Consider the following 16,970-nt stretch of genomic DNA (forward strand, 5'->3'; position numbering starts at 1 on the left):
ATCAGATGTTTATCGTGCTACTAAGATTTTCAACCAATAAAGAAAATGCGGGCCAGTTTATGGACGGACACAAGGCGTGGATCAAACAGGGGTTTGATGAGGATGTTTTTTTGATGGTTGGCAGTTTGAAACCCGGGGTTGGCGGAGTGGTTATTGCTCATAATTCTTCTTTGGAAGAGTTGGAAAGGCGGGTAGAGGAAGATCCTTTTGTCGCGGAGAATGTCGTCAATGCTGAAATTCTGGAGATTGATCCGGCCAAAGCTGATGACAGATTGAGCTTTCTTCTAGATTGAAAGGATAGAATATGAGTGAAACAACTGTGGGGCCAGACGGAAAAATCCGTTGTCGATGGAGTGATGCTGCCCCGGAATTTATCGACTATCATGACAATGAGTGGGGCTTCCCGGTCGGGGATGATCACCGACTGTTTGAAAAGCTCTGTCTGGAAGGTTTTCAATCCGGCCTGAGCTGGCGCACCATACTGGCTAAGCGTGAAAACTTTCGCGCGGCATTTCACAATTTTGATTTTAACAAGGTGGCGCTTTTCACCGATGAAGATCGGGATCGCCTGTTGCAGGACGCAGGGATTATTCGCCACCGGGGCAAGATCGAAGCTGTTATTAATAACGCCAAGCGCGCACAGGAGTTGGTAAAGTGTGAGGGATCGTTGGCAGCCTTTATCTGGCGGTATGAGCCTAAAGAGGAAGAATTGTCTGCACCGCAAACTGCGTCAACATCACCGGCGTCAGTTGCCTTATCAAAAGATTTGAAAAAGCTGGGGTGGAAGTTTGTCGGCCCAACCACGATGTACGCCCTGATGCAGGCAATGGGATTGATCAACGATCATGTTGACGGTTGTATAATGCGTGACAAGGTGCGCGAAGCACGGGATCGTTTTATGCGTCCTGAATAATCGAGTTAATTAAAGACTTTTCTCATGAATAAACAAGACATCGCCGCTTTATTGGATTTTCTTCGAGCAAGTGAACCATTGAAATCGACCTTGCGGAGCGGCTATACGGCCTCTGGGCGCAAGGAAAGTACAGCAGAGCATACTTGGCGTCTTTGTCTGATGGCGTTGCTACTCGAAGATGAGTATCCGGAATTGGATATGCTAAAGCTTCTAAAGATTTGTATTGTTCATGACCTGGGGGAGGTAATTAATGGTGATATCCCGGCGATTGATCAATCAGTGGATCATAATAAAAATGTTCAGGAGCGAAATGATCTTGATGAGGTCACATCTGTTTTGCCCACGGGTCTGAAAACTAAAATCATGGGGCTATGGGATGACTATGACCTGGGACGATCAGAAGAAGCCCAGCTGGCGAAAGCACTGGATAAGCTAGAAACTGTTCTTCAGCATACACAGGGTCAAAATCCTGAAGATTTTGATTACAGGTTTAATCTGACCTATGGCAAAAAGCAGACTGATTTTGATAAAAACACCCGCACTATCCGCAGGTTGATTGATCAGGATACAGAGCAATTATCGCGCAGAAATAAAATCTGAAAAAGATTAACGACCAATCCCAACTAAACTAACCCCGACTAAACCAATTTTGCCAACAGGTATCCCATTTACAGATATGCCACTTGTGGGTGTCATAGTACGCTATTGTAGTGTTTTATCAGTCGTTGGATATTTTGTTGCCTGTATTGACCGAGTGTCGTCCAGATTTTATCGGCGATTTGGGGATTGGTATTGTAAAATTTATGACTGATCATCATGTACCAGTTGTAACTGGCAAAGGGTTGTTTTATTTCGGTTAATTTGCTCTCTAAGCCGAGCTTTTTTACAAGGCTTCTGCCTATTGTGCTTTCGACAATATAGGCATCCAGACGCCCGTCCGCGACATGTTGCAAGCCTTTTGCTGGCAAGTGGCGGGTGTTTGCCATTACGCTGTGATCTTCTTTTAATTTTTTGACAACCACATACCCGGCAGGTGCACCGATGGAGTGTTTGAGGTTACTGAATTTCTCTCCGTTCCAATCAAAAGCACTGTTCGTTTTTTTGAAAAGACTATAGGTTACGCGTCGAAGACGCCGATCAGGATCTGGCTTGTTGCTGATGCTAAGCCTGACGGGAAGATAGGGATAGCGCCCGATGATTTCGCGTTCTTTCAGGTGAACAGAAGCAAAAATACCATCAACTTTATTTTGTTCTATAAGCTTGAGACAGCGCTTCCAGGGACGGCGAATGAATTCTACAGAAAATCCTGTCTTTTTTAGAGAGGCGTCAATGATCTCAACAAGTATACCGGGGTTTTTTTGAGGGAAGGTATTTTGCTCTCCCATAAAATAAGGAGGGTAGCTTTGGTTCTCTGTGCAGAGAACAAAGGGCCGTTCTTCTGCCCAGGCTGTTGTTTGGAATAAAATGATAAGAAGGCTTACGACAATGGCTAGGTTGGCAGCCAATACCAAAGACATTTTATGGTTCATTTCAGCCCCCTTTCTGCCCCCGCTTAAAGGTACTGTATTAATGCTATCAGATAAGTAATTAAAAAACTATAGGCGAACCCGAATAAGCCAATCATAAGGACTTGACGGGAACAGGCGTTTGATTGTTTGCCATGTTATAAATTAAAGTGGCTTTACAGACAGAAATTTTAGAGCGTGAAGTTAAGGGCAGTAATATGATCACACGTATATTCAGGGTGCAAATCAAACCGGAATTACGAGAAGAATTCGAAGCACTTTATCGGGTGAAATCCATCGATGCAGTACAAAAGGCCAAAGGGTTTGTATCGGTAACAATCGGAAAGCCGACAGTATGGGCACCGGATGAGTATGTGATGATCTCAACTTGGTCCAGCGAAGCCGCTTTGAAAGGATTTGCAGGAAAAAAATGGAACGAGGCGCATATTCCGCCAGGAATGGAAAAGTTCATCGTTGATTGCTGGTTACATCATTATCAATCTTTTGACTGATTAAGGCTTTGATTGGCTCTGACTGGAACTAGATTACGCCGGGAACGTCTCGTGGTATGACGGATCAACGATGCGAGGGAAAATAATAGAGAGCCAGCCAAAAAAACGGACTCTCTATCGTATTATCTATCAGAAATCTATTATCTGAGAGATCGTTTTCTAGGCAGAGCAATACTGTCAAGAATTAGAGTGGCGTGACATCAACATAAATCTGATAGTCCTGAATAAGACCCGATTTCATCCGCAAAACCGTTGCAAAGGGCAAGGAAAGTTCACTTTGGTCCAGTCGTTTATAATGTACTTCGCCCTTGCAAATAATATCATCGCCCTGCGCCCAGGTGCCGTCAATTCGGTGTGTCATGCGATCAATGATTTGAAAGAAAGCTTCGTTAGTTTCCAGAACGGCATCTTTGCCTCTGACCTCATCAAAGTTTCCAAGCTGAAAACGAAGATCGTCTGCCAGGAATTCCCCAAGGTCTGATGTATTTTTTCCATCCACAGCATTGTATAGTGCTGCGATCAAACTCTTTGCATCTGACGAAGTATTTTCTGGGTGTGATACAGGCGTTTTATAAGCAAGGTTTGGCATTATTATTTCTCATTGTGATTAGTTGCGTGATTAATTTCTGGTCGAGATTGATCTGATTGTGTCTCTTATGGCGTGTCGTATAGGTTCCGTTCGGCAGGGTCATCACTGTAATACTGGATGAATTCAAACTGGAAACCTTCGGGATCAACAAAATAAACCGTTTTACGAAAAGGGTGTTCAACGCCCTGAATGTCGATTTCAAATCCCTTGGCCTGAAGGCGATTAATAATGTCGTCCACATCATTAACTTCAAATCCCAAGTGTGCGAGACCGGGTTTGTGCCCGGCAAGTTCGCGGTTTTCGCCGTCCCCGTTGTCATTCAGGGTAATGTAAGTGGTGTCATCCCCGACATGTAACCAGCGACGTGGCTTTCCTCTCCATTGCATTTCGCCCTGACCGCGAACGATCCACTTGGGAAAGGCGGTTTGGATGAAATCTAAAGTTGCCGCTAAATCGGTGACAACCAAATTGGCATGTTCAAAACGGACCATGGAACTTTCCTTTCAATTCCTGAACTGTATAAAGTTCGTCTTTTTTGCAGCATCTGGTTGCAAGAAAAGACAATTATCGTTGTGTCTGGATTAAAGGTAAGGTGTTTCCTTTTGTGTTTTAATAGGTGTATATGGAAACGGATTGGTGAGAAAAAGTTGACAAAATTATTGCTGTCAGGAAGCTCCTATGGAAAGTATGAATGTAATCCCAGTATTCGTTGCTGTGGTCGAAGAGGGTAGTTTCGCAGGGGCTGCCCGTCGGATAGGTGTCACAAAATCGGCGATCAGTAAGCGGATTTCTCAACTCGAAACCCACTTAGGGGTTCAGCTTTTACATCGCTCAACGCGTAAACTAAGTTTGAGCGAGGCGGGTGAGCAGTATCTCGCGCATGCAATTCAATCGCTGGCGGCGGCGCAGGATGCAGAAGATGCGGTCACTCAATTACAGGGGGCTCCACAAGGCAGATTGCGTATAAATACGCCAATGTCTTTTGGTCGTTTGCATGTTGCACCTCTTATCCCTGAATTCCTGTCTGCCTACCCTGGGGTTGAGATTGATATGGTCATGGATGATCGTGTTGTTGATATGGTGGAAGGCGGTTTTGACCTTGCGATCCGGGTGCGTACACTGGAAGACAGTGCGTTAATCGCCAGAAAACTTGCCCCTTGTCACAATCTTTTGTGTGCTGCACCGCGTTATCTTGAAAAGCACGGCACCCCGCAAAAGCCAGAAAATTTACGTGATCATAATTGTCTGCAGTATGCCTATGCCAGTACAATTCATACTTGGCAGTTTGAGCAGGCTAATGGAGAAACGGTCAGCCTGGAAACAAAGGGAAACTATCAGGTCAATAATTCCGAAGCTCTTCGTGAAGCCATTGTTGCAGGTATAGGTATCGCGCGTCTGCCCACCTTTATAGCCGGAGAAGAAATATCAGCAGGGCGATTGGTGCCTCTTTTGGTTGATTATAAATTACCCAGCCAGACAATATATGCTGTCTTTCCCGAGCGTCGGCATCTTCCTGCTAAAGTCAGGGTCTTTGTTGATTTCCTCGTTGAGAAGCTTGGTGGTGATCAGCCCTATTGGGAATATAGATAAATTGGCTTAATCTATATCATGGCTGCGGAAGTTGAGTATGATAGTGTATTATGAGGCGAAGGGAGGTCATGCTTAATGAAGTTGTTCCTTAAGGCTTTTTTAGCTTCGGTTTTTTGTTTTACATTTCATACAAGTGCGCGGGCTGATATTTCTTCGCTTAAACTTTGTTATGAAAACCGCGAACAACCTCCTTATTATCTCGGAGATAGCGTGATTGTGCCTTCTCAGAAGCAAGGCATCTATATTGAAATACTTACGAAAGTGGCTGCTCAACTGGAGATCGAATTGTCTTTGGTGCGACGCCCTTGGAATCGTTGTTTGAGATTGCTTGAGTTAAATGAAATCGATGGTGTTCTGGGAGCATCTTTTCTTGAAGAAAGAAAAGCGATTGGCCATTACCCCTTTAAGGCTGGCATTATTGACCAGAACGCGAGGTTGGCCAAGAAGAGCTATTCGCTCTATGTTTTGAAAAATCATCGCTTTGTCTGGACTGGCGATCTGTCTCAAATAAAGGGCAAGAGTATTGGTATACCGCTTGGTTACGCGATCGGAACTAAATTAAATCGTGTTGGCGTAAAAGTTTCTGAACAACCGCACACTGAATTGTTGTTGGAAATGTTAAAGCACCGGCGTATCGAAGTCATTGCAACATTGGCCGAGGTAGGGGATTTTTTAATTCAAAAAGACCCACTCAGATATAAGGATATCATTAAACTATCGCCAAATTTGCAGGCAAAAGCCTATTATTTGCTGTTTAGCCATCAGTATTATGATGTTAACCGGGATATTGCTGAAGCGATCTGGAATTTAATCCCTGTTTATCGACCTGAAATCGATACCAAATACGGAATAGTAGATTAGGCTTTGATGAAGATGCACTCCTAATCTTCCAAAGCTTTTAGATAACGAACCACAGAACGCTCAACTGCCCGCTTTGCGTCGGTCTTGATTGTCCTGTCTTCGAAAGCTCCATGTAGAGTATCAAAATCGTAAACTTCAATAGAACGTCCAATGTTGGCAACCTTGCTGGCTGACAAGGGAATATAGTTTGGGTAGCTGTACATAAAGCTGACATGTTTTCGGTCTGCGACAACCTGCATGATATCGCCCGTAAAAAGATAGCCTTTGGCATCACGCCAATGGAGGACGGTTCCGCCTGTGAAGTGACCGCCACATTTGATCAAGGTTATGTCAGGATTGATTGAAAGGGTGTTTTCCGTCCAATGATGAATGGCAGGATGTGACTTTTGTACCCACCGGGCGTCATTTTGATGAAGCTAGATAGGGATCTGATCAAAGGCATCGCTCCAGCTTCCCATTGCGGTGTAGTAATGGGGGTGGGAAATGGCGATAGCTGTCAGTTTCCCCTTGCTTTTGATCCAGTCAATTGTTGCTTGGTCAAGGAGAGTCAGGCAATCCCAGAGAATATTTCCATAGGGTGTTTCAATCAGAAAGGCACGTTGTCCGATAGCTGCGTGTGGTTCCACGATCAAACTGTACAGACCTTCGGCGTGCTTTACATGTCTTATATGATGATGAGCTTTCAGATCTGATGATGTTACCTATTTCTGACCAGCCTCTGGCACGTATTGCCGCTCGTCCTCACAGATGGGGCAGTGGGGCGGAGTTGGTGGGGATCTGGTTTTTGTTCGGGGTATTGGGTGCCGCAGGTGGCACAGAGGTATTCTGTCATGCTGATGAGCCCCTAGGAAAAATATTTGATTTATATATGAAAACTGGATGCATCTCTTTCAAGAAATTCCAACAGGGCATGGTGGAATATAACCAGTTTGGCATCATTATTTAAACAGACTAGCATTTAAACAATTTGGCGCCCGAACAATCTAATCTGGGCATATCATGAATAGGTTCTTGGCAATAACCGTCTTTAAACGACATTTCCCGCGCTTTTTCTGATAATAATATCCTGCTCTCGCCAAAATGCATATTTTCTACAATCCTTCTTGCAATTATACCTGAAAGCTTGCTCTATGAAGGTATATTTATCGAAAATGGAATAGGTCAATGACCCCACAGAACAGTAATCCTTCTGGGCGTGCCGGATATTCTGCGAGCGCAGGAAATACTGAGGTTACGGCGGCTGAGAACTTCAAGGGGGCTGCCTTTATGGTTTTAAGTCAGGCAACGTTTGTTTTTAACGATGCACTGATGAAGCTGGCTTCTGCTGATCTGTCTCTTTTTCAGACGATTTTTTTACGCGGTCTTTTTACAACTTTCTTTTTGGGATTGATTGCCTGGAGAGCAGGGGCGTTATTTCGTCCGCTTCCAATGGCAGATCGGAAAATATTAGCGCTGCGGGTTATTGGTGAAGTTGGTGCCACGCTTTGTTACCTTACGGCACTTTTTAATATGCCGATTGCCAATTCAACAGCTATTTTACAGGCGTTACCTCTGGCCGTTACACTTGGGGCGGCTCTCTTCCTGGGGGAAACGGTTGGCTGGCGCCGTTATTCTGCTATTGCAGTTGGCTTTATCGGTGTGATGATTATTGTGCGACCAGGGGCCGACGGGTTTAATGCCTATTCCTTTTGGGCCTTGGCGGCGGTGGTCTTCATTGTATTGCGGGATCTTGTGACCAAGAAAATCTCCAATGATGTCCCGTCTATCTATGTTGCGTTACTGACATCAATTTCTTTAACCGTGACAGCCGCTGTATTGCTACCGACGACGGGGTGGCAGCCTGTTCAGGCCGTATCTTTGGGGTATTTATCGGGGGCAGGTTGCTTTTTGATGATCGGCTATCTCAGTGTTATTGCTGCGATGCGTATGGGGGAAACGGCTTTTGTATCGCCTTTCCGTTACACGATCTTGCTTTGGGCAATATTGCTCGGTGTCTTTGTCTTTAGTGAGTTACCGGATTTCTGGACCATTGTGGGTAGTATCATTCTGGTTATCACTGGTGGTTATACATTCTATCGTGAGAACAAGCTGAAGAAGAGGGCAGAAGCCCAAAAAGCTTCAAGTCAAAAGAAAAAAGATATTCCTGATAGTCAAGATGAGCGGGGGATCTGGCCAGAAAAGACAGAAGATCTGGAAAAAGCAGAGGAGTTGATCAATCGTTAGAAGCGGAAAATTGAGGACTTTGCATTGAGCGGACACAGCAGTAATGAACCTGTGACAAGTATCAATGCGGACGCTGTTTGCGAGGCTAAAAGCGAACAGGGGGCAAATGGTAACCTACGCGGGGCTTTACTGATGTCACTCGGCATGGCTGCTTTTATTGGCAACGTCACGCTGATGAAGCTGGTCTCTTTCGACTTGACCCTTTTCCAGGCTATTTTTCTTCGGGGGTGTTGTGCAGCAGTTGTCCTGGGGGGGGTGGCTTATTATCGCAAAGAACTGTTTGTTACCCTAACCCGCGCTGATGCCAGGGTTTTAACTATCCGGGTGATCGGAGAAATCGGTGCATCCCTTTGTTACTTTATGGCGCTTTTCAATATGCCGGTTGCCAATGTAACAGCTATTCTTCAGGCCTTGCCGCTGGTCGTGACACTAGGGGCCGCTGTTTTTCTTGGTGAAACTGTTGGTTGGCGGCGCTATGGCGGCATTGTACTGGGCTTTGTTGGGGTTCTGATCATTGTCCAGCCGGGAACGGATGGGTTTAGTGTCTATTCCTTATGGGCTCTTGCTTCCATGTTATCCGTTGCTTTGAGGGATCTGGCGACGCGAAAGATATCGTCTAACTTGCCGTCTCTTTTTGTTGCTTTCGTGACCATGGTTTCCGTCACGCTGGTTTGTGCCGTATTATTACCAACAATGGAATGGAAAGAGGTTAAAAGCGATACCATCGGGCTTTTATTGGGCGCCGCGGTTTTTATTATGCTGGTCCATATTACCCTGATCCGGGCAATGCGCGTGGGCGAGGTCGCTTTTGTAACACCCTTTCGCTATACCGTTATGGTTTGGGCGCTTCTGGTCGGATATTTTGTTTTTGATGAAGCGCCGGACACAGCAACCGTGGTCGGCTGTAGCTTGTTGATTGCTACCGGCCTCTATTCTTTCTGGCGCGAACGCAAGATTAAGCACGGGTAATCCAGGAGCTTCATGGTAATAGCAGTGGGTCGCTTAAAAATCTTCGGTGTGACAAACTTTATCAGCAAGGACTGTAAGCCAGGAAATAACCTCTCGGCTTTCCGGTGAAAGTTTGGCTGCTTCCAGCTGTTTGTCGCTTGCGTGTATTTTCAAATCATTCCACTTTTGGCAGAAATCACTGAGGTCTCTGGGTTTCAGAGAGTCTTGTTCTGGTACTAATTGTGGGGTCGGTTTATTATCTCCGGTCACACTTCTTTCCTATTCTCTTGGCTTCAAGTCTTTGCAATATAAGTATTTTTGTTTTCTTGCTGTTGTGTTATTAACCGCAAAGATTATGTTGAACTCTTATCAAGTTATTATCCGCCAATCTAAAATCTAATTTTTTATATAATGTATTATGAAGCAGTTCCGAGCCTGGGTAGCGTCCAAAAAGCGTGAAAAAAACGTAAAAGGTTTTTTAACTTTCTCTACAAGTGGTAATCTTTGTGAACTTAAAAGGGTAATTTTAGGAACATTGTTCTAATGTTTCTAAAGCTTCTGATCTGGGAAATAGGGTCTGGGTACAAAAATGCAAAATAACCCGGCAGAAAAAACACTTAAACTTCGGCTTTACGGTACCTTCAGCGCAGAATGGTCTGATGGTACCAGGCTCAATGTGCGTAGTACAAAACTGCGGGCAATGATTGCCCTTTTGGCGATGGCGCCGGATATGACCCGGACACGTTCCTGGCTGCAGGATAAGCTTTGGTCCTTATCCGGCGCGGAACTTGGGCGGGCAAGTTTGCGCCGTGGGTTGAGTGATCTGAAGCGCGCAATTGGCGCTGACTTTGAAACTCTGTTTGAAGTCTGTCATGATAATATAGCTCTTAATGATGATCTTGTTGAACTCGTGGGGACACCAACCGAAGGCGAGTTTCTTGAAGGTATTGAAATCGCAGAAGGTGGTTTTACCTCGTGGGTAAATGAACAGAGAAACAATCGCCCTCAATTAACCTCTGAGTTAGAGTATTTCAGAGCCTCGGAAAAGACAGGGATATTACCTGCGGTGGCCGTACTCCCCTTTTTGCAGAGCTTTAATCGGCAGGGTGATAATGTTCTTGGTGATATGCTGGCTGAAGAAGTGTCTCGGGCACTTTCCAAGTCCCAACTCATTGATGTTATTTCTCATCTTTCATGCCGCAATCTCAATATGAAGCTTTTGAACCTTGCTGATGTGCGCAGAGCCTTGAATGTTGAGTATGTCATCCATGGTAGCTATCGGCAGGAGGGGGAGCACTTTCATCTTGATGCTGACTTTTTAGATGCTGAAAGCGGTCGGATCCTTTGGTCTCGTCAATTCAATGCCAAGATGTTTGATTTCCTCAATGGCAGCCAGGAGTTTGTGGCCGATATTTCTCGACAGATTGGCCAGTCAATCCTTTCGACATCCATTGAGTTGGCGACCAGTAAACCTCTGTCAGAAATTTCTAGTCACGCTCTATTGGTCTCCGGTGTGACTTTAATGCATCGGCAAACACTGGCGAGTTTCGCCAAAGCGCGACCACTTATCGAAGAGATAATACGAAAGTTTCCAAAACACCCATCACTCTACGCTTGGTTGGGTAAATGGTACGTATTATCTGTTACACAGGGCTGGAGCGATAACTTAGTAAAAGATAATCAAATTGCCTTGGATTGTTCAGAGCGTGCTCTTGATTTAGACCCTGATAACTCATTTTCACTTGCAGTAAATGGGTTAGTTCTAAACTTTTTACATAAAAAATTTGATGTAGCTTTAAAACGATTTGATCAAGCTGTTCATTTGAATCCAAATGATGCTCTCGCATGGTTACTAAAAGGAACTTGCCATGCTTTCATTGATGAGGGTGAAGCTGCGGTGTCCTATACCTCGCGAGCAAATTTATTGTCACCGATTGATCCTCATCGGTATTTTTTCCAATCCCTGTCTGCAACAGCACTCAATGCAAATAAAGAGTATGAGCGCGCCTTATCTTTAGCTGAGAATTCGCTTAAGTCTAACAGCAGGCATACATCGACTTTAAGAACAAAAATTGTGTCTCTGTATTATATGGATCGTAAAGCAGAGGCTAATGAAACGGCCAAAAAATTATTAAATCTTGAGCCAAATTTAACTGTAGAAGGCTGGTTAAAAAACCATCCAGCAGCATCGTTTTCTACAGGTCAAGAATGGTCAAAGGCTCTGTTGAGTTCTGGGATTCCTAATACTTGAGGGTTCTTGATGATTTTCTGGTTCAGATAAATAAACCCAGACTTATAGGGAGATTATTATGACGTTGAATTCAACTTTAGCAGGCACGGCAGGTACAGCAGGTACAGCAGGCACGGCAGGTACAGCCGGTACAGCTGGTACAGCAGGTACGGGTGGTATTGCTAGTAAAGATGGTGTGCTCGGTACTGCGGGTTTCTATGATCCATTACTAGTTTCTGCACTTAATACTTCTTCTGATGCAATTCGAAGTCCCTGGAATCTACCAGAACCAGGACAAGCACCGCCTCATATGCCTTCTGATAGTGCCGCGAATTTATCTCAGTGGGCCCCTTGGGCACGTGCCTTCGCAATCCGTTCGGAAATTTTATCTAAGTTGGCTTTTAAAGGGGATGCGAACGGAGCATTTTCGGTTTGGATACAACACAACCATCCTCACGGGGGGGTGGATCATGCTCCGCATCCTTCTTATTCAAAGCTCATTAAACTCACACGGCCAAGTGAAGCTGTGTTTAGAGATCAATTGGAATACGTTAGAAACTATGCCGATCAGAGGTCAGAAAGATCTGCTGAGATTCTAACTCAACTAGGCTTTCCAACAGAGTTTTTTGGCTCCGTAGTACCTCTTCACGGAGGAAAACATAAATGGACATTAGAACTTTTAGGCCAAGTTCAAATGATAGCCGATTATGTGGTCTTAAGGGTTAAACACTCAATGGCATGCCGTCGTCCTGATATCTATTCCGCTCAGATACAGCCAATAATACCCACGCCTGGCCATGGAACACTGCCGAGTGGTCATGCGACTGCTGCCTTTATTGTTGCAACAGTTTATGGTGCCTTACTCAAGAATACTCCGATGGATTTTCAGCAAAGCCCTTCGATTAAAACACTACTTCTTTCAGTTGCTGAAAGAGTTGCTGTGAACCGTACTGTTGCGGGTGTGCATTTCCCGGCGGATAGTACAGCCGGGGCGGCGTTGGGGACGACGCTTGGACATTATTTGCTACAGCTTGCCAGCGGGCAAAGCGGTGATATTGATGCCGTTGAGTTTATTGGCAACAACGCCACGGGTGATTTTGATAAATCTGTCATCGCATTGGGTGATGCGGACAGTGATCCCGTTGTGAAGTGGGGTACGTCAGAGGTTCATGGTGAGCCGGATAACCTGTTCCGCTGGCTGTGGCTCAAGGCCAGAAGCGAGTGGGAGGACGCGCCAGCAGCAGGAGGCAGCAATGGCTGATTCCTATGAGTGGCGGGATGATGGCGTCAAAGCCGTTGATCCCTATGAAGACTGGTTGCTAGAGACAGGGGCGGGTTATGGCTTTCCCTTTGGTCCTCCAAATGAAGCGCATTGTTATACCGGAACCGAAGCTTCGGATGGTTTTGTAGCGGGAGATGAAAACCCGGATGCGATTTATCCCAAACTTTACCGTCCGGGCGGCGAACAGCCCAGCTTTCGTCCCTTTGTCTTGCGGGAGAGTACGGTTGGTAGCGGCTTTAAGCCGTCAAGTCACGGAGCCTCGAAGATCAAACGCCGGATCGGCGTTCCCCTGCGTGCGGCAAGCGTGAACCAAAGCTATACACCCCAAGCTACGCCAAATCCTGTTTTACCTTCTGTATCCTCTGGGGCAAAGGTTGTGGTTGGTGTTATTGATGATGGCATTGCCATTGCCAATCGCCGTTTCCAATCTGCGCCTGGCAGTACGCGGATTGATTTTGCCTGGGTACAGGACGGGGATGCCCAGTCTGGAGGTACCCGGTCCGGTTCCCGTTTTGGGGTTGGTTCTGACGTTGCCTTTGGGCGTGAGTATACCAAGGCTGATATTGATGGTGCCCTAGCAGAACACACTGATGCACTGGGGGCTACAAATGAAGCGGCCCTCTATCGCGCGCTGGGACTGATTGATAGTCGTAAGGTCATGCCCAATTCACTGGATGGCAAAGTCGCACACGGTACACATGTTCTGGATCTTGCTGCCGGGGCTGATTATGACAGTATTTCATCGGATGTGTTGGAAGAAGATCGTATTATAACGGTACAGGTGCCAGCCGCTGTTACCTGGGATACATCGGGTATGGGGCTGGGCAGCTTTATTCTGGCCGGTGTGCACTATATTCTTGATCGTGCAGATCGTATTGCGCCGAACCTGCCTGTGGTGATTAACTTTAGTTACGGGATATTTGGCGGACCACATGATGGCACGTCGCTGTTGGAAAAAGCGATTGATGAAATCGTAACGGCGCGTAATGATCGTGTCGCGCCAACATCGGTGGTGTTACCATCTGGCAATCATCATCTGGAACGATCTCATGCTGTTATCGCAGATGCAGATTTTAAAGTTGATGGTGCGAGTGACAGTTCTGGGGCTGCTGATTGTTTCTGTGACCTGCCCTGGCGCGTCCAGCCTAATGATCGAACGTCCAGCTATCTTGAGATATGGATGCCTAAATCAGATTATGAAGACGGGGACATTGAGGTCGAGGTTATTCCACCAAGTACAGATAATATTCCGGTGCAAAGATTATCTGGTGTGGTGAATAGCGCGGTTATTCTCAACCGTGATACGGGAGCTGTAGCGCGCCTGTCTTATGACAGGCATACGCCTTTGTCAGAAGAAGACGAACGTGGTCGTTTTATGTTGATTCTCGCGCCAACAGAAGTGCGTAATGATACAGCTCTGCATCTAAATCCTCTCAAGCCTGTGCCCAATGGTTTGTGGACAGTGCGGGTCATCAAGAAGTTTGACAAAACAATGCCAGAGCCTATTCATGCCCGTATTCAGCGCGATGCATCACCTTTTGGTTATCCTGCCCTGGGTCGCCAAGCCTATTTCGACGATGTCGCCTATCAGCTTTATGATCGCGAAGGAAAACTGCAGGAGCAGGATAACCATTCCATTGTAAAGCGGGCTGGATCATCCAACGGTTTGGCAACAGGCACCGTTCCGATTGTTGTCGCAGGTCATGTAGAGGCCACAGGTCGTACTGCGATTTATAGTGGGTATCAGACAACAGATGCAGGCTTGCCTGAACAGGCGAAAACACCCTTTGTTTCTGCGGAAAGTGATCGCAGCCTTGTTTTTAGGGGCGTGCAGGCATCAGGTGTCAATTCCGGTGTGTCAGTGACATTGGATGGAACCTCTGTCGCCGCGCCTATGATAACACGTGTCGTTGCAAATGCTTATAAAACTGGTATGGCGACAAGTCCGGTTGATGAGCTTCAGGCTCAGGCTATTGTCATCGAAGCAACCAGACAGGCAAAGGGATATTCTGCGCCTCTTGATGCTGAGAGACAGGGTATCGGACGTTTCCCGAAAGATGAGATTTACGGAAGTTAATTGCTAAAACGTGATTGAAAGGAGAAGGGCTGATGGTTTCGTCAGCTCTTTTTCATCGACTAAAAATTTAAATCTTCCAAGGAGAAAAGGTGGGGTCCATCATTAAGGGGGATATGATGGACCCCGTTAAGCAGGGCTAGAATAATGCGAGCCCATACTTAAATGAATAATTCAGTTGTTGGTAACCTCTTTGGGGAAAGAGGAAAAGCTAAATTATTGGTTATTTTCGTCATATAAGCCGAAAATAAGAAATATCAAGCAGGAAGTAGTGCGCCGGCTTTGCTACGTTTTGCCACAAGGACGAGAATAAGAGCTGTGATCCCGCAGAAAGACAGGGCAATAACCATGTGCATCACGGTTCCGTCATAGAGCCGACCGGCAGATATTGAAACAGCCACGGCAACCAAACTTGATATAGATGCAATGACCGATGCGCCCAATCCTGCCATCTTACCTAGGGATTGCATGGCCATGGCATTGATGTTGCCAAAAAGAATGCCAACCCACAGAAAAATGAAGAAGCCATTGACCATAAAGACAGCAAAGGGTGGAATTCCGTTATAAGGCAAGGCGAAGAAAAACAGGCTTGCTGTAAACAGAAGTAGCCCACTCAGAGCAACGACCACCATTCTGTGCATCCCAAACCGCATCACCAATTGTGAGTTGATCAACGAAGACAGAGCAACAGAAGAGGCCAATACCGCAAAGTAGAGCGGGAAATTATCAACGACACCATAGAGATCTTCAAAAATGGATTGTGATGTGCTGACATATACCAGCAAGGCACCGAAAATCATGCCGCCAGAGACAGAATAGCACATGACTTTGCCATGTTTTAGAATACGCCCGGTGGATTTCATAAGCTTGCCCGGAGAAAGGGGAATGCGGTTTTCCGGTAACAGGGTTTCTGGTTGCCGGACGATCAACCAAATGCCTGTTGAAAGAGAAAGAACCAGAAAAGAGAAAAAGATATAACGCCATTCGGCAATGGCGAGTACCAGTTGACCAAAAGCGGGTGCAATCATGGGGATCATGATAAAGATAACCATGATAAAGGACATGATCCGTGCCATGGCTTCGCCTTCGTATTGGTCACGGATCAGAGCTCTGGTCGCAATTTTAGGACCAGATGCACCAATACCCTGAATAATACGACCTAAAATAAGGACCTCGAATGTAGAGGCAGTCATGGCGACAAGAGTGCCGCCAACATAGATCCCGACACCGAGCAAGATCGCACCTTTGCGACCAATAGCGTCAGAGACAGGGCCAATAAACAATTCACCAAAGACCATTCCAAAAATAAAAAGAGAGATGATCAATTGGCTATCAAGGGGATCGGAAATGGCAAGATCCGCACTGATCTGTGGTAAAGCAGGCAGCATAGCATCAATGCTGAGGGCAGTAATGGATGTGAGTAGGGCAAAAAGAATGACGAACTCAGGTAGTTTTAAAGGACTCTTATTCATAATAGGTTCTATCTTTATTGTTTAAAACCTGAAGCGCCAAAGCTGATTATCAAAATAGATTGGCGTCATCAGGTCCGAGCCCGGGGCTAATGCCTCAAGGCTCTTTGTACAGCAGGACGGTCTTCCATACGTTTGAAATGCGCATTGACGTGCGGAAAGGTGGTGATATCGACACCGTCACCTTCCAGCCAACGCGCGATGGTATAGAGATAAGTGTCGCTAATGCTGTACTGTTCGCCCAGCACCCAAGGCTGGCCGAGATAGGTTTCTTCAATCATAGTAAAAAGGGCTGACATGTTTTCAGGCACCTTGGCACGCATGTCGTCCAATGAGTTCTGTTCATTTGCCCAACGTGCACCACGTAATTTGTGGGCATGTGCAACATGAACTGTCGAACAGAGAAAACTGTTGAATGATTGCATCTGTGCCAGGGCAAAGTCGTTTCCATGAGGAGCCAGTTTGGCATCAGGGAAACGTTGGGCGATGTAGTAGAGGATCGCGGGTGTTTCTGTTAATATACCGCTCTCTGTAGCTTTTTCTTCAACAACAAGTGCTGGCACGCGGCCTTTGGGGTTCAGTCGTAGATAATCTGCTTTATGTTGCTCACCGTCAGCAAAGGAAACATTTGTTACTTCAAACTCTGCACCGGTTTCTTCCAGTGCGATACAAGAGGCCAAAGAACAAGCTCCTGGTGCATGAAATAGTGTCAACATGGTAACTCTCCGTTTTGTTACTCTGTTTCGCAGAGTGTCTTGCATTAGATTGCCTTGA

20 protein-coding genes are annotated in these 16,970 nt (G+C 45.9%); 12 read left to right on the forward strand and 8 right to left on the reverse strand.

From position 1 onward, the window contains the following. Window positions 1-5: 5 nt before the first annotated feature. Genes WH96_RS04510 through WH96_RS04520 form a run of 3 tightly spaced genes read left to right on the forward strand, consistent with a single transcriptional unit; the run spans window position 6 to window position 1,513 of the window. Complete coding sequence (locus tag WH96_RS04510; protein ID WP_047762947.1) at window positions 6-293, forward strand: YciI family protein; 288 nt, start codon at window positions 6-8, stop codon at window positions 291-293. Between the two features lie 11 nt (window positions 294-304). Beyond that, a complete protein-coding gene (locus WH96_RS04515; protein WP_047762948.1) occupies window positions 305-913 on the forward strand; it encodes a DNA-3-methyladenine glycosylase I in 609 nt (202 codons plus the stop codon). Between the two features lie 24 nt (window positions 914-937). After that, entirely contained in the window at window positions 938-1,513 is a 576-nt protein-coding gene (locus WH96_RS04520) for an HD domain-containing protein (protein ID WP_047762949.1), read from the forward strand. Between the two features lie 92 nt (window positions 1,514-1,605). Here the strand turns inward: WH96_RS04520 and WH96_RS04525 are convergent, their stop codons facing one another. Beyond that, window positions 1,606-2,442 (reverse strand): substrate-binding periplasmic protein, encoded by an 837-nt coding sequence (locus tag WH96_RS04525; protein ID WP_047762950.1) that lies wholly within the window; start codon window positions 2,440-2,442, stop codon window positions 1,606-1,608. A gap of 194 nt (window positions 2,443-2,636) precedes the next feature. Between WH96_RS04525 and WH96_RS04530 the strand changes: the two genes are divergently transcribed. After that, complete coding sequence (locus WH96_RS04530; protein WP_156176696.1) at window positions 2,637-2,930, forward strand: antibiotic biosynthesis monooxygenase family protein; 294 nt, start codon at window positions 2,637-2,639, stop codon at window positions 2,928-2,930. Window positions 2,931-3,114: 184 nt separating this feature from the next. Here WH96_RS04530 and WH96_RS04535 read toward each other — a convergent pair whose 3' ends face one another. Then, window positions 3,115-3,519 carry a nuclear transport factor 2 family protein gene (locus tag WH96_RS04535; protein ID WP_082130333.1) on the reverse strand — a complete coding sequence of 135 codons (405 nt, stop codon included), beginning with the start codon at window positions 3,517-3,519 and terminating at the stop codon, window positions 3,115-3,117. Window positions 3,520-3,584: 65 nt separating this feature from the next. Then, a complete protein-coding gene (locus tag WH96_RS04540; RefSeq protein ID WP_047762952.1) occupies window positions 3,585-4,010 on the reverse strand; it encodes a VOC family protein in 426 nt (141 codons plus the stop codon). 187 nt (window positions 4,011-4,197) lie between these two features. Here WH96_RS04540 and WH96_RS04545 point away from each other — a divergent pair, with 187 nt between their 5' ends. Both WH96_RS04545 and WH96_RS04550 read left to right on the forward strand, forming a co-directional pair. Continuing rightward, window positions 4,198-5,109, forward strand: coding sequence for a LysR family transcriptional regulator (locus WH96_RS04545; RefSeq protein WP_047762953.1), 912 nt, complete (start codon window positions 4,198-4,200; stop codon window positions 5,107-5,109). Window positions 5,110-5,190: 81 nt separating this feature from the next. Then, on the forward strand, window positions 5,191-5,970 hold the full coding sequence (locus WH96_RS04550) for a substrate-binding periplasmic protein (protein ID WP_162200117.1): 780 nt from the start codon (window positions 5,191-5,193) through the stop codon (window positions 5,968-5,970). A 20-nt stretch (window positions 5,971-5,990) separates the two neighbouring features. Here the strand turns inward: WH96_RS04550 and WH96_RS22290 are convergent, their stop codons facing one another. Next, window positions 5,991-6,293, reverse strand: coding sequence for an MBL fold metallo-hydrolase (locus tag WH96_RS22290; protein ID WP_204248120.1), 303 nt, complete (start codon window positions 6,291-6,293; stop codon window positions 5,991-5,993). Between the two features lie 93 nt (window positions 6,294-6,386). Beyond that, window positions 6,387-6,602 carry an MBL fold metallo-hydrolase gene (locus WH96_RS22295; RefSeq protein ID WP_204248121.1) on the reverse strand — a complete coding sequence of 72 codons (216 nt, stop codon included), beginning with the start codon at window positions 6,600-6,602 and terminating at the stop codon, window positions 6,387-6,389. Window positions 6,603-6,661: 59 nt separating this feature from the next. Here WH96_RS22295 and WH96_RS22300 point away from each other — a divergent pair, with 59 nt between their 5' ends. From WH96_RS22300 to WH96_RS04565, 3 genes are all read left to right on the forward strand, one after another. Next, window positions 6,662-6,916 carry a hypothetical protein gene (locus WH96_RS22300; protein ID WP_204248122.1) on the forward strand — a complete coding sequence of 85 codons (255 nt, stop codon included), beginning with the start codon at window positions 6,662-6,664 and terminating at the stop codon, window positions 6,914-6,916. Window positions 6,917-7,134: 218 nt separating this feature from the next. After that, the gene (locus WH96_RS04560; protein WP_082130334.1) at window positions 7,135-8,193 is read left to right on the forward strand and encodes a DMT family transporter; all 1,059 of its coding nucleotides are present in this window, start codon (window positions 7,135-7,137) and stop codon (window positions 8,191-8,193) included. Window positions 8,194-8,217: 24 nt separating this feature from the next. Continuing rightward, window positions 8,218-9,162 (forward strand): DMT family transporter, encoded by a 945-nt coding sequence (locus tag WH96_RS04565; protein WP_053005681.1) that lies wholly within the window; start codon window positions 8,218-8,220, stop codon window positions 9,160-9,162. 33 nt (window positions 9,163-9,195) lie between these two features. Here WH96_RS04565 and WH96_RS04570 read toward each other — a convergent pair whose 3' ends face one another. Then, the gene (locus WH96_RS04570) at window positions 9,196-9,411 is read right to left on the reverse strand and encodes a hypothetical protein (RefSeq protein ID WP_047762955.1); all 216 of its coding nucleotides are present in this window, start codon (window positions 9,409-9,411) and stop codon (window positions 9,196-9,198) included. A 319-nt stretch (window positions 9,412-9,730) separates the two neighbouring features. On the opposite strand from WH96_RS04570, the gene WH96_RS04575 reads away from it, so the two are divergent. The 3 genes from WH96_RS04575 to WH96_RS22105 are packed head-to-tail and all read left to right on the forward strand — an operon-like array spanning window position 9,731 to window position 14,730. Further along, the gene (locus WH96_RS04575) at window positions 9,731-11,392 is read left to right on the forward strand and encodes a hypothetical protein (protein ID WP_053005682.1); all 1,662 of its coding nucleotides are present in this window, start codon (window positions 9,731-9,733) and stop codon (window positions 11,390-11,392) included. A gap of 58 nt (window positions 11,393-11,450) precedes the next feature. After that, window positions 11,451-12,632 (forward strand): phosphatase PAP2 family protein, encoded by a 1,182-nt coding sequence (locus tag WH96_RS21125; RefSeq protein ID WP_053005683.1) that lies wholly within the window; start codon window positions 11,451-11,453, stop codon window positions 12,630-12,632. Further along, the gene (locus tag WH96_RS22105; protein ID WP_047762956.1) at window positions 12,625-14,730 is read left to right on the forward strand and encodes a S8 family serine peptidase; all 2,106 of its coding nucleotides are present in this window, start codon (window positions 12,625-12,627) and stop codon (window positions 14,728-14,730) included. Before WH96_RS21125 ends, WH96_RS22105 begins: the two co-directional genes overlap by 8 nt. A 254-nt stretch (window positions 14,731-14,984) precedes the next feature. Here WH96_RS22105 and WH96_RS04590 read toward each other — a convergent pair whose 3' ends face one another. Next, a complete protein-coding gene (locus WH96_RS04590) occupies window positions 14,985-16,199 on the reverse strand; it encodes a multidrug effflux MFS transporter (protein ID WP_047762957.1) in 1,215 nt (404 codons plus the stop codon). An 86-nt stretch (window positions 16,200-16,285) separates the two neighbouring features. Further along, window positions 16,286-16,912 carry a glutathione S-transferase family protein gene (locus tag WH96_RS04595; protein WP_047762958.1) on the reverse strand — a complete coding sequence of 209 codons (627 nt, stop codon included), beginning with the start codon at window positions 16,910-16,912 and terminating at the stop codon, window positions 16,286-16,288. Window positions 16,913-16,970 lie beyond the last annotated feature (58 nt).

The organism is Kiloniella spongiae, from assembly GCF_001026905.1.
Lineage (GTDB): Bacteria > Pseudomonadota > Alphaproteobacteria > Kiloniellales > Kiloniellaceae > Kiloniella > Kiloniella spongiae.

Excerpts from the sequence above, each read along its gene's own strand:
- WH96_RS04510 (WP_047762947.1), top strand. The coding sequence starts at position 6 with ATGTTTATCGTGCTACTAAGATTTTCAACCAATAAAGAAAATGCGGGC.
- WH96_RS04515 (WP_047762948.1), top strand. The coding sequence starts at position 305 with ATGAGTGAAACAACTGTGGGGCCAGACGGAAAAATCCGTTGTCGATGG.
- WH96_RS04520 (WP_047762949.1), top strand. The coding sequence starts at position 938 with ATGAATAAACAAGACATCGCCGCTTTATTGGATTTTCTTCGAGCAAGT.
- WH96_RS04525 (WP_047762950.1), bottom strand. The coding sequence starts at position 2,442 with ATGAACCATAAAATGTCTTTGGTATTGGCTGCCAACCTAGCCATTGTC.
- WH96_RS04530 (WP_156176696.1), top strand. The coding sequence starts at position 2,637 with ATGATCACACGTATATTCAGGGTGCAAATCAAACCGGAATTACGAGAA.
- WH96_RS04535 (WP_082130333.1), bottom strand. The coding sequence starts at position 3,519 with ATGCCAAACCTTGCTTATAAAACGCCTGTATCACACCCAGAAAATACT.
- WH96_RS04540 (WP_047762952.1), bottom strand. The coding sequence starts at position 4,010 with ATGGTCCGTTTTGAACATGCCAATTTGGTTGTCACCGATTTAGCGGCA.
- WH96_RS04545 (WP_047762953.1), top strand. The coding sequence starts at position 4,198 with ATGGAAAGTATGAATGTAATCCCAGTATTCGTTGCTGTGGTCGAAGAG.
- WH96_RS22300 (WP_204248122.1), top strand. The coding sequence starts at position 6,662 with ATGATGTTACCTATTTCTGACCAGCCTCTGGCACGTATTGCCGCTCGT.
- WH96_RS04560 (WP_082130334.1), top strand. The coding sequence starts at position 7,135 with ATGACCCCACAGAACAGTAATCCTTCTGGGCGTGCCGGATATTCTGCG.
- WH96_RS04575 (WP_053005682.1), top strand. The coding sequence starts at position 9,731 with ATGCAAAATAACCCGGCAGAAAAAACACTTAAACTTCGGCTTTACGGT.
- WH96_RS21125 (WP_053005683.1), top strand. The coding sequence starts at position 11,451 with ATGACGTTGAATTCAACTTTAGCAGGCACGGCAGGTACAGCAGGTACA.
- WH96_RS22105 (WP_047762956.1), top strand. The coding sequence starts at position 12,625 with ATGGCTGATTCCTATGAGTGGCGGGATGATGGCGTCAAAGCCGTTGAT.
- WH96_RS04590 (WP_047762957.1), bottom strand. The coding sequence starts at position 16,199 with ATGAATAAGAGTCCTTTAAAACTACCTGAGTTCGTCATTCTTTTTGCC.
- WH96_RS04595 (WP_047762958.1), bottom strand. The coding sequence starts at position 16,912 with ATGTTGACACTATTTCATGCACCAGGAGCTTGTTCTTTGGCCTCTTGT.